This window comes from Novisyntrophococcus fermenticellae (assembly GCF_018866245.1).
Lineage (GTDB): Bacteria > Bacillota > Clostridia > Lachnospirales > Lachnospiraceae > Novisyntrophococcus > Novisyntrophococcus fermenticellae.
The window spans coordinates 2,916,338-2,928,323 of record NZ_CP076458.1; the positions used below are offsets into that span (position 1 = coordinate 2,916,338).

The following is an 11,986-nucleotide window of genomic DNA, read 5'->3' on the forward strand; positions in this document are numbered from 1 at the left end:
TGCTTTCAATATATATAAAAATACCGCAGATTCTTAAAAAATGCAAGTATTTTTTTTAACTCAAAACAATTTCGTGTTTTTATCTAAATTAAACAAATTTCTAAAATATATTTGAACTGTTTGCACAAAATCCAGTTCATGCTTTTCCGGCAGATCCAAAGAGTTCTATCTTTTCCTTAACTGTACCTTTGATAGCGTCTGTGCCCGGTGCAAGAAGTTTACGGGGATCGTACCCCTTTCCCTGCTGATCTTTTCCTGATTCAATATACTTACGCGTTGCTTCTGCAAATGTAAGCTGACACTCCGTATTTACATTAATCTTGGACACACCCAGATCAATCGCTTTCTTAATCATGTCTTCCGGAATACCTGTACCTCCATGAAGTACCAACGGCATCTCACCTGTAAGTTTTTGTATAGCATCCAGCGTCTCAAAGCTTAAGCCAGCCCAATTAGCCGGATACTTGCCATGTATATTACCGATTCCGGCTGCCAGCATGTCCACACCAAGGTCGGCAATCATCTTGCATTCCCCGGGGTCAGCGCATTCTCCGGCACCAATCACTCCATCCTCTTCTCCTCCGATAGAACCAACTTCGGCTTCAAGAGAAATCCCCTTTTCTGCACATACTTTGACCAGTTCCTTGGTCTTATCCACATTTTCTTCAATCGGGTAATGAGAACCGTCAAACATAATGGATGAAAATCCGGCTTCAATACACTTATAGCATCCGTCATAAGTACCATGGTCCAGATGCAGAGCGACCGGAACCGTAATGTTCAGTTCTCCAATCATGGCCTTTACCATTGCAGAAACAGTTTTAAAGCCTGTCATATATTTACCCGCACCTTCAGATACTCCCAAAATTACAGGAGATTTCAGCTCTTCCGCGGTAAGCAGAACCGCCTTTGTCCACTCCAGATTGTTGATATTGAATTGCCCCACTGCATAATGACCTGCTTTTGCTTTTTGTAACATTTCTTTTGCTGATACTAACATTGGTCTCTACCTCCTAAATTGATTTGCAATCTAATTATAACCCAGTTTTATGCTTTTGCCAATTATTTATTCTGATTTACAATCAGATTAAGTGCATGTCTTTTATTTTCAATTTCGACCTGATTGTGCTCCCCTCCAAATTCTCCATCCAGCGTCCACGCAATTCTTTCTTCGGACTCTATCCGTATGCAATTCGTCTTAAAATTATCAATCATCTCTGTTTTATCTTCCGCACTCATCAAAGATGTTACAATCTCGTTTAATTCTATCGGATTTTTCGGCTTGCGGATCAACGTTACTTCAAATAACCCGTCATCCAGTTCCACATCAGGTCCCACAAGGTTTTTAAACCCTCCCACGGAACGGGCGTTTGTAATCATTCCGTATATATACTCTGCTTCCATGACTACATCGTTGGCATACACCTTCAGAATGTGGGACGGAACATTGAAAATGCGTTTTGTTCCTTCCAGCAGATAAGCCAGATGTCCAAGTATATTCTTCAGGTTCTGATCTGTCTCATAAGAAACATCCGTAAAAAGCCCAAATGCAGCGATATAGACAAAATTCATATGATTGAACAGACCAATATCCAAAGAACAGGGTTCTCCTGATACGACATCTTTGGCCGCCTGTAATATATTCCTGGATATATTCACGCTGCTGGCAAAGTCATTCGTACTCCCTGCCGGTATGTATCCCAGCGGTATCTGACTTTTGGCAGCCATCAAACCGTTCACCACTTCATCCAGGGTTCCGTCTCCGCCCCCGCATACGATTACATCTACGTCAGATGCCAGTTCCCTCGTTTTTTCATATCCATCCTGAGGCCGCTGTGTAGGGTGGACCGTAACTTCATATCCGGCTTTCACAAACGTATCGATAATCCTGAATAATCTGGAACGAATCTGTCCTTTTCCAGCCCTTGGATTAAATATGAACAGCAGCTTTTTTTTCTTCATAGTGAACTCCTCGCAACATTCTTTGTAATGATTTTACCCTATTGCCCCCGAACATGCAAGCTATAAGACAACGTTTCCTGTCAGGCTGAAAAAGAGTGAACCAGACAGATGTACGCCTTTTTGTTCACTCTCTTAATGCAACGTATGCAAAAGGAACTGCCGGTGGCAATTCCTTTGTATCATCTTTTTAATTAAAACTCTGCCTGTTATACTAATTCAATCAGGACTTCCATGGCAGCATCACCCTTACGCTGTCCGATTTTTACAATACGTGTGTATCCACCGTTACGGTTCGCATACTTAGGTGCAATTTCGTCAAACATCTTAGCAGCCAGATCTACCTCTTTTGTATTCTTTTTCTTCCCTTTGTTCTCCTTCGGAACTTCCGTTACAGGATAGAACACCTTCATCATCTGACGCCGTGCATGAAGTCTGGAAGGTGCGTCTTTTTTGATTTCCTTCTGTACTTCATCATATACGGTAACCTTCTTGCCGTCGACTACTTCTTTTACTCTTTTGCCGTCGGAATCCTTTTTTGGAACCTTTGCAGTTACGGTTACAGTCTCATAGTTATCCTTTTCACGTACTGCTAAAGCAATCAAACCTTCCGCAATTTTACGGATTTCTTTTGCCTTGGTTTCTGTTGTACGGATTTTTCCATGATATAACAGATTTGTTACCTGATTTCTGAGTAACGCTTTTCTCTGATCAGATGTTCTGCCGAGTTTTCTATACTTTGCCATTATTCTTTCCTCCATTTGTGGAACGCTGCATCACGCTTCTTCGGTCTTACTGGTGCAGCGCTTTAATTCTACAAATATTCTTCTCTTCCACGCTGTGCCAAATGGAACATCGCTTTTATTACTGCTCATCACCGGGGCTCAGCTGAAGACCCAGTTCTTTTAGTTTTGCCAGGACTTCTTCCAAAGATTTACGCCCGAGATTACGGACCTTCATCATATCTTCAGAAGTCTTATTGCAAAGCTCTTCTACCGTATTAATACCGGCACGTTTTAAGCAATTATAAGAACGTACGGACAACTCCAGTTCATCGATATTCATCTCCAGAACCTTTTCTTTTTCATTGTCCTCTTTTTCTATCATAACTTCCGCTGTCTTTGCGTTCTCAGAAAGATCAATAAACAGCTTCAGATGCTCACTTAAAACTTTAGCCGCAAGACTGACTGCCTCATCCGGATCAAGGGTACCTCTGGTATAGACATCCAAAGTCAGCTTATCAAAATCAGTAATCTGACCTACACGGGTGTTTTCTACAGTAAGATTCACACGCTCTACCGGTGTATAGATGGCATCTACTGCAATCACACCAATCGGCATGTCATCTGTTTTGCCTTTATCTGCGCTTACATATCCTCTGCCTCGGGTAATCGTAAGTTCCATGTAGAGCTTGCTGTCAGATCCGCCATTAAGGTGAGCAATTACCTGATCGGGGTTCATGATTTCAATATCCTGATCCACCTGAATATCAGATGCTTTCACTACGCCTTCGCCCTCAAATTCTATATATGCGACTTTGGCTTCGTTCGTCTCACTTGTGTTTTTAATAGCGAGGCTCTTCAGATTCATGATAATCTCTGTAACATCTTCCTTCACCCCTGGAATAGAGCTGAATTCATGTAGCACGCCTTCGATTTTTACCTGGCTCACTGCAGCGCCCGGCAGAGACGAAAGCATAATTCTTCTCAGTGAATTACCCAGTGTTGTCCCGTAACCTCTTTCCAGTGGTTCTACTACAAATCTGCCGTACTTTTTGTCTTCAGAAATCTCTGTAATCTCAATTTTCGGTTTGTTAAAATCAAACACTCGAAAGCCCCTCCTTATAATATTGATTGGCTTGTTACTAAACTATTACTTAGAGTACAACTCGACGATAAGCATCTCATCCACAGGAACATCAATTACTTCACGGGAAGGTACTTCTTTCACGGTTCCCTGAAGAGCCTCCTGATTTACATCCAGCCATTCAGGAAACAGACGTCCGCCTGTCGCATCCAGGATGTCCTTATATCTCTGAGAGTTCTTCTTGCTTTCTCTGATTTCAACAACATCGCCTGCCTTTACCTGATAAGAAGGGATATTCACCTGCTTGCCATTTACCAGTACATGCTTGTGATCAACAATCTGCCTTGCTTCTCTTCTTGTTCTTGCAAGACCCATGCGGAAAATAACATTGTCCAGACGCAGTTCCAGAAGTGTCATCAGGTTTGCGCCTGTCTGGCCTGTCATCTTATCGGCTTTCTTATAGTAATTACGGAAAGGTTTTTCCAATACTCCGTAAATGAATTTTGCTTTCTGTTTCTCTCTTAACTGAAGTCCATACTCGGACATCTTTCTGTTCGTACGTCTTAACTGACGTGTGGATTTTTTATCAATTCCTAAATACACCGGGTCCAACCCTAAAGATCTGCATCTTTTCAGAACCGGAACTCTATCTACTGCCATTGTTATGACCTCCTAATTAGACTCTTCTTCGTTTTGGTGGGCGGCAACCATTGTGTGGTACTGGTGTTACGTCGCGAATACTGGTTACTTCCAGGCCGCATGCCTGCAATGCACGAATGGCAGCCTCTCTTCCTGATCCGGGACCTTTCACAAATACATCAACTGTTTTCAAACCATGTACCAATGCTGCTTTGGTTGCAGTTTCTGCTGCCATCTGAGCTGCATAAGGAGTAGATTTCCTTGAACCTCTAAATCCAAGACCACCAGCACTTGCCCATGAAAGAGCGTTTCCAGCAGTATCTGTCAAAGTTACAATCGTATTATTGAAAGATGACTGGATATGTGCCTGTCCACGTTCAACGTTTTTCTTGACACGACGTCTTGTCGTTTTCTTTGTCACTTTAGCCATAATAAAAACTAACCTACACTTTCTTATATTTGCTTATATTTACTTATTTCTTCTTGTTAGCAACAGTTCTCTTCGGACCCTTACGAGTTCTGGCGTTTGTCTTAGTCTTCTGTCCGCGAACAGGAAGTCCTTTTCTGTGGCGGATTCCACGATAGCACCCGATTTCCTGAAGACGTTTGATATTCATAGCGATTTCTCTACGTAAATCACCTTCCACCATCTGCGTCTCATCGATTACCGCACTGATTTTCTTAACATCATCATCTGTTAAGTCTCTGCAGCGGATATCAGGATTAACTCCGGATTCCTTTAAAATTCTGTCGGCACTTGCTCTGCCAATTCCGTAGATATAGGTAAGACCAATCTCTACGCGTTTGTCTCTTGGTAAATCTACACCAGCTATACGAGCCATGTACGTTTTCCTCCATATAAAATTAATATTTTCCTAATTGGGATACAGGTATGCGTGTATCCAGCCGTGTGACGCACGACCGTTCTCCTCCACATGACGTAATGCGCAGGAGTATTAAGCAATATTATAAGGGGATGCTACGCTTCCACACATCCGCCGGAGGCGCCCTGACTGCATGAAATACAGCAGGTCTCACTTTATAATATTAACAGCTGAACAACACCTTCTGGTGGTTCATCTGCAGCCGCACTTAATAATGTTTTTGTCAATGATGAATGATGGGAAAAGGGTGTGTTACTAAATTCAAACTCCGTCCTGCGGACTCGTTTTCATTAAACACTTCCGGTCTCCAATCATCCTTGACGCTGTTTGTGTTTTGGATTCTCACAAATGATCCTGACACTGCCTTTTCTCTTGATAACTTTGCACTTTTCGCAAATCGGTTTTACAGAAGATCTTACCTTCATGATGAATCCTCCTTTCTTAAACGTTGAAAAACAAATAAGTTTCACACTTTTGAACAGTTTTCAGTGGGTTAATCCAAAAATCCGCGCAAAAGGTCGCTTTATATTATATCATCGTAAATCAAGTAATGCAAGGACTTTTTTTACTTTTATTACGGAAAGACCCGGCATGAATGAATCATTCATGCCGGGCAGTCTTTCTGTCCTTATATCTGTCTGTTCTCCTGCTTGTTTTAAAGGGTTCTTATCTTCCGAACTGCATATCGTTGTTGCCGGATTCTGTCTCCCACATCTCAAGCATGTTAATCGGATCGTTATAATCTGCGAGCCATCCCTCCCGGCAGAAATCAAACTTTCCTTGTTTTCTTTCTTCCAGGAACACGGACCATTCGCGTGTCTCCACATCAAGTGTAATTCCGATTGCTGCAAAGTCCTGCTGAATTGCTTCGCCAATCTTAACATTTCCCTGGGAATCGTTGGTCAGGTATGTCATTGAGATTGGAGTCTCAGATGAAAGCATTCCGCTGTCATCAAATTTGTAGCCGGCACCTTTCAGCAATTCGATTGCCTTCTCAACATCTACTGCCTTCGGATCATAGTATCCAACGTTCTCTTTATCCGGATAGGTATAAGCATCATCATTTACACGGAACTCTCCGCCGTTGCCATCTGTCATACCGGTCGGAACAAAAGTATTCGCTACTTCCTGCTCTGCCTGTGCAATACTGTCTACAATATATTGACGGTCGATCAGCAGGGAAAGTGCATGTCTTATATCCTTTGCCTGCTGTACAGTTTTCCCTTTAAAAAGCTCACTGTTTACATTAAATCCACTGTAGTATGTTCCCAAAGTCGGCACCTTGTGAAATTCATCTAATTTCTTCACATTGGCCATCTCATCGGTCGGGATTGTATCGATAAACTGAAGGGAATTATCCTTAAAGGCATTTAATACAGCCGTATCATCAGAACTCAGCATAAAGCTGATTTCATCCAGTGAAACTTTATCTGCTGCGTAATAGTTCGGATTCTTTTTATAAGTCATGGATTCATCGTGTTTCCACTCTGTGCTTACAAACGGGCCAGAGCTTACAAATCCGGCATCCACACACCATGCACCCGGGTTTGTTGCAGCGTCCGGTGCAGCTTCAATACTCTGCTGAGGAACGGGGAAGAAAGCCGGGAATGCGCACAAATCAAGAAAGTATGCACAGGGTGCGATCAGCTTTACTGTAAAGGTCTTGCCGTCTTCGGAGGCTGTAATGTCAAGCGTACCATCATCCTTTTTTGCAATTCCATCAGCCAGATAAGAATAATCAGCACCTGTATTCGGATCCGCCAGACGATTCCAGCTGTACACCACGTCATTAGCGTCCAGTGTATCACCATCGGACCACTTCAGATCGCTTTTCAGTGTAAATGTATAAGTAAGTCCGTCATCGCTCATCTCATAGCTTTCTGCCAGATCGGGAACAAGCTTTCCATCCGCATCATAAGTATACAATCCGGCAAATGCAAGTATTGCGAGGCAGCCGCCATCTACGGTTGAGTTTAAGGCCGGATCCAGTTTTGCCGGTTCTGAAGCAAGCTGAACGGACAATTTATTGCCCGGAGCCTTTGCGGATGTAAAATACTTAAATCCAAATAAGTTTGTATAAATATCGGTTACATCTGTTTTCTGCATATACACATCATTGTAATAATACAGGGGAACAACTGCCCAGGTATCCATTAGTATATCTTCTGCCTGATGCATCAGATCTTCACGCTTTGCAAGATCTGTCTCTTTCTTAATATCGGAAATCAGTGTATTGTACTCCTCCCAGGCTGGTGCGGCCTCACTGGATGGGCCATGCTCCTCTGCTGCAGATGTACTACTTTCAGATGTACTGCCTTCTGCTGTATCGCTCTTTGATTCTGAACTGCTTCCTGATCCGGATCCACATCCGGCCAAAGAACCGAGTACTATCACAGATGTCAGCAGCGCTGCTACGAAACGCTTTTTCATAACTTATTTCCTCCTTGTTTTTTATTTAGTAAATTATCTTAAATCCCTTAAAAAGGGAAATAAAATCTTAGTTTTATCTATACTTACTTATTCCAGCAGGCAACCCGGTGTCCATCCCCCCGGTCAGTGAGCTGCGGACACTCCTTCGCACACTGCTCGGTTGCATATTTACAACGGGTGCGGAACGCACAGCCTGTGGGCATATGCAGTGGGCTGGGAACATCCCCTTCCAGAACAATCCGATGCTTTTCTTTTGCCTTCTTCGGATCGGGATAAGGGACAGCACTCAAAAGTGACTGTGTATAGGGATGAAGCGGATGATCATTCAATTCATTAGAGTCTGCAATTTCCACAATTCTGCCCAGATACATGACTGCAATCCGGTCCGAGATATGGTGTACCACCAAAAGGTCGTGTGCAATGAACAGATACGCAACGCCCAGTTTTGCCTGCAGCTCTTCAAACATATTGATTACCTGCGCCTGTATGGAGACATCCAGCGCGCTGACCGCCTCATCACAGACAATAAATCTTGGGTTTGTGGCCAATGCCCTGGCGATACCGATACGCTGCCGCTGTCCGCCGGAAAACTCATGTGCGTAACGGGTGGCATGCTCTGCATTCAGGCCAACCAGTTCCATCAGACTTAAGATTTTATCCCTGCGCTCCCCTTTAGAATTGTACAAGTTATGTACATCCAGAGGTTCTCCTATGATATCCTCCACCGTCATACGGGGATTTAAAGAAGAATAGGGATCCTGAAACACCATCTGCATATCCTTGCGCATGGAGTCGATGCTTTTTGCATCCACCCGCCTTCCATCAAAAAACACATCTCCCCCTGTGGGTGTATAGAGTCTCAGCAGGGAACGTCCAACGGTCGTCTTCCCGCATCCCGATTCGCCTACAAGTCCCAGTGTCTCACCGGGCTTTATTGCAAACGAAACCCCATCCACTGCCTTAAGCGGTATCGTTTTCCCAACTCCGACCTTAATTGGAAAATACTGCTTTAAGTGATTAACTTCAATCAGATTATCTTTATCAGGTACATATTTTTTATTCATCTTTAACGGCTCCTTCCTCCGCTTCCATCGATGCCTTTACATTCAGCCAGCAAGAAGCAAAGTGCCCATCCGGCATCTGCATCTCCGGTGGCTGTTCCTCCAGGCATATTTTCATGGCATTCTCACATCTTGGACAGAATGCGCAGCCTTTTGGCATATTCAGCAAGTTAATCGGTGACCCCGGAATCGGCAGCAGTTTTTCACCAATCCGATCCACATTCGGTATGGAGCGAAGCAGTCCCTTCGTATACTCATGGCAGGGACGATAGAAAATATCATCCGCTGTACCTCTTTCACAGACACGGCCGCCATACATTACAATGATTTCATCACACATATCAGCAATTACACCAAGGTCATGGGTTACCATAATGATGGCCATTCCCAGCTTTTTCTGTAATTTCTGCATCAATTCCAGAATCTGTGCCTGTATGGTTACATCCAGCGCTGTGGTTGGCTCATCGGCAATCAGAATATCCGGTTCACAGGCCAGCGCCATGGCTATCATTACACGCTGACGCATCCCACCTGACAATTCATAGGGATATTGCTTAATTCGCTTCTTCGGCTCATTCACGCCTACTAAAGTCAGCATCTCTACTGCACGGTCAATCGCCTCTTTTCCCTTTCTGGGTGTATGGAGTTCGATTGCCTCTCGTATCTGATTACCGATCGTGAACACTGGATTCAGGCTGGTCATCGGATCCTGGAAAATAATTGAGCAGCATTTGCCCCGGAACTTTCTTAACTGCTCCTCTGAGTATTTTGTGATATCCTCACCTTTATATAATACCTCACCACTCTTTATGGTTCCATTCTTTTCAAGAATCTGCATGATGGAATAAGCGGTTACACTTTTCCCCGAACCGGACTCTCCTACAATTCCCAGGATTTTCCCTCTGTCCAGATTGAAGGATACCCCGTTTACGGCCATCACCTCACCTTTTTCTGTCGTAAAGGAGGTGTAGAGATTTTTTACGGTTAATATATTCTCACTCATATTTCTTACCTCCTTAATTTGGGATCAAATGCATCACGAAGACCATCTCCCAATAGATTAAATGACAATGTTATCAGTGCTATCATAATTGCCGGGAAAATCAGCTTATAAGAATATGTGGTGATCCCCGCTCTGGCCAGGCTGGCCAGTGATCCCAGAGAAGGCATGGGAGCCTTCACCCCAAGGCCTATGAAACTTAAAAAGCTTTCAGTAAATATAGCCGTAGGGATCTGCAGCGCCCCTGAAATAATTATGACACTGATACAGTTCGGAAGAATGTGCTTCCGTATTATACGCTTCGGCTTTGCTCCGCTTACCCGGGCTGCCAGTACATATTCATTTTCTTTAATGGTCAGAATCTGCCCACGGACCAGTCTTGCCATGCCTACCCAGTACAGCAGTCCAAATACAATAAACAGTGAAATCATATTGGTTCCCAAGCTCTTCAAAAACGGGATACTGTCCAGATTCAGAATTTCATTGAGCACCACTGACAGCAGAATAATCATAAGCAAATCAGGAAGTGAGTATATCATATCTACAATACGCATCATGATTAAATCGACCTTGCCCCCAAAATAACCTGAGATACTGCCATAAAGAACCCCTATAAGTAACACCAGCACACTGGCAAAAACACCGACAGCCAAAGAAATCCTGGTTCCGTAAACGACACGCATAAAGTAATCACGTCCTAACTCATCGGTACCCATGATATGAGGGAATATTTTTCCCCCATCGTCCATATATTTTTTTTCCAAGTCAGAATAATGAAAGGGTGCCATATTGATTGCAGTCTTGTCACGCTTTCCTTCTACACTGATAATTTGCGAATATTTATAAGGTACTATGCGAGGTGCCACGATAATCATCAGCAGGATTGCAATCAGCACGACGATACTTCCTACCGCCAGAGGATTTTTCTTCAGCCTTCTCATGCCATCCTTAAAAAATGATGCGGATTCACTCATGACTTCCTGCTGGTGCTTTTCCTCATCTGTCGCTTTTTCAAACTTCTTCAAGTCAATCTGCATACTTAGGGGAGATTTTTTTGGCATTTGGTTTATCTTATTTTCTGTATTATCCATCATTCGTCTCCTTCTAATCCAGTTTAATCCTGGGATCAATTATCTTATAAACAATATCTGTAATCAAATTTATAGTAACCATAAGAACTGCAAGGAAAATCGTTACTCCCATAATCAACGGATAATCCCTGTTCGTAATGCTGTCCACAAATTTGGAGCCCAATCCGCCAATTGTGAAAATTCTCTCGACCACAAGGCTTCCGGTCAGAATTGATGCCGTCATCGGTCCGACATAGGTAGCAACCGGGATGAGTGCATTTCGCAGCGTATGCTTAAAAAGTACTTTCCAACTGGCAACTCCTTTCGCACGAGCCGTACGCACATAATCCTGGCCCATGGCATCCAGCATACTGGTTTTTGTCAGTCGGGTAACGTAGGCCATCGGATAGGCCGCTAAAGATATAACCGGCAGAATATAATTAGGATTGTCCTTGCTCCATGCAGGAATCCATTCTAATTTAATAGAGAATACCAATAACAAAAGTGAGGCCAAAACAAAACTGGGCAAAGAGGTAAACAGGGATGAAAAGAAGATGATCAGTCTGTCCGGCACCTTGTTTCTGTTAAGAGCAGCGATGCTTCCGAAAATAATGCCGATGATTACGGCAACCACAACTGCCATTCCTCCTATTTGGGCCGAAACCTTAAAAGAAGTAAATATGGTTTTTCCAATATCACGCCCTGTCTTTGCCGATACTCCGAAATCTCCTTTCAGAAGGTTCTTCATATATATCACAAATTGCTCAGGAACCGGTTTGTCCAGATTAAACCTTTTTTCCATGGCCGCCTTTACCTCGGGTGAAACAGCCTTCTCCCCGTCAAATGGTCCGCCCGGAATTGCATTCATCGCAAAAAAAGTGATTCCACATACGATGAATATCGTCACCAAAGCGAGAAGGATTCTCTTAGCTACATACTTCGTCATTGGTATTACTCCTTTTCTTTATTGTATTCTATGTATTCAAACATTTGTCTTTGCTGGAAGGACACATGAATTAAAAAAAAATCCAAAATTCTTGGATTTTATGTACCATACATAAATACTATTATATATTCATAATTTTTTTCCGTCAATCAAATTTTGTAGAAAGGCAGTATTTCTCTTTATTCCCAGAT

General features: G+C 43.1%; 13 protein-coding genes. All 13 read right to left on the minus strand.

Annotated elements, in window-relative coordinates; translation table 11 throughout:
- Positions 1-136: 136 nt before the first annotated feature.
- The 13 genes from fba to KNL20_RS13560 all read right to left on the minus strand — a co-directional run bounded on the left by fba (position 137) and on the right by KNL20_RS13560 (position 11,795).
- Positions 137-1,000, minus strand: a complete 864-nt coding sequence (gene fba, locus KNL20_RS13500) for a class II fructose-1,6-bisphosphate aldolase (RefSeq protein WP_230398250.1) — start codon at positions 998-1,000, stop codon at positions 137-139.
- A 62-nt stretch (positions 1,001-1,062) separates the two neighbouring features.
- Positions 1,063-1,962: a diacylglycerol/lipid kinase family protein gene (locus KNL20_RS13505; protein WP_230398251.1), complete on the minus strand. Its 900-nt coding sequence runs from the start codon at positions 1,960-1,962 to the stop codon at positions 1,063-1,065.
- A 206-nt stretch (positions 1,963-2,168) separates the two neighbouring features.
- Complete coding sequence (locus tag KNL20_RS13510) at positions 2,169-2,705, minus strand: bL17 family ribosomal protein (RefSeq protein ID WP_230398252.1); 537 nt, start codon at positions 2,703-2,705, stop codon at positions 2,169-2,171.
- 118 nt (positions 2,706-2,823) lie between these two features.
- The gene (locus tag KNL20_RS13515; RefSeq protein WP_230398253.1) at positions 2,824-3,786 is read right to left on the minus strand and encodes a DNA-directed RNA polymerase subunit alpha; all 963 of its coding nucleotides are present in this window, start codon (positions 3,784-3,786) and stop codon (positions 2,824-2,826) included.
- 45 nt (positions 3,787-3,831) lie between these two features.
- Entirely contained in the window at positions 3,832-4,425 is a 594-nt protein-coding gene (gene rpsD, locus KNL20_RS13520) for a 30S ribosomal protein S4 (protein WP_230398254.1), read from the minus strand.
- Between the two features lie 16 nt (positions 4,426-4,441).
- Positions 4,442-4,834: a 30S ribosomal protein S11 gene (gene rpsK / locus KNL20_RS13525; protein WP_230398255.1), complete on the minus strand. Its 393-nt coding sequence runs from the start codon at positions 4,832-4,834 to the stop codon at positions 4,442-4,444.
- 43 nt (positions 4,835-4,877) lie between these two features.
- Entirely contained in the window at positions 4,878-5,246 is a 369-nt protein-coding gene (gene rpsM, locus KNL20_RS13530; RefSeq protein ID WP_230398256.1) for a 30S ribosomal protein S13, read from the minus strand.
- A 353-nt stretch (positions 5,247-5,599) separates the two neighbouring features.
- A complete protein-coding gene (rpmJ, locus tag KNL20_RS13535) occupies positions 5,600-5,713 on the minus strand; it encodes a 50S ribosomal protein L36 (protein ID WP_005339020.1) in 114 nt (37 codons plus the stop codon).
- Positions 5,714-5,954: 241 nt separating this feature from the next.
- Positions 5,955-7,718: a peptide ABC transporter substrate-binding protein gene (locus tag KNL20_RS13540; RefSeq protein ID WP_230398257.1), complete on the minus strand. Its 1,764-nt coding sequence runs from the start codon at positions 7,716-7,718 to the stop codon at positions 5,955-5,957.
- A gap of 83 nt (positions 7,719-7,801) precedes the next feature.
- Entirely contained in the window at positions 7,802-8,782 is a 981-nt protein-coding gene (locus tag KNL20_RS13545; protein ID WP_230398258.1) for an ABC transporter ATP-binding protein, read from the minus strand.
- Positions 8,775-9,782 carry an ABC transporter ATP-binding protein gene (locus KNL20_RS13550; RefSeq protein WP_230398259.1) on the minus strand — a complete coding sequence of 336 codons (1,008 nt, stop codon included), beginning with the start codon at positions 9,780-9,782 and terminating at the stop codon, positions 8,775-8,777. Before KNL20_RS13550 ends, KNL20_RS13545 begins: the two co-directional genes overlap by 8 nt.
- Positions 9,783-9,787: 5 nt before the next feature.
- Positions 9,788-10,870 carry an ABC transporter permease gene (locus KNL20_RS13555; protein WP_230400122.1) on the minus strand — a complete coding sequence of 361 codons (1,083 nt, stop codon included), beginning with the start codon at positions 10,868-10,870 and terminating at the stop codon, positions 9,788-9,790.
- A gap of 13 nt (positions 10,871-10,883) precedes the next feature.
- Positions 10,884-11,795 (minus strand): ABC transporter permease, encoded by a 912-nt coding sequence (locus tag KNL20_RS13560; protein WP_230398260.1) that lies wholly within the window; start codon positions 11,793-11,795, stop codon positions 10,884-10,886.
- Positions 11,796-11,986 lie beyond the last annotated feature (191 nt).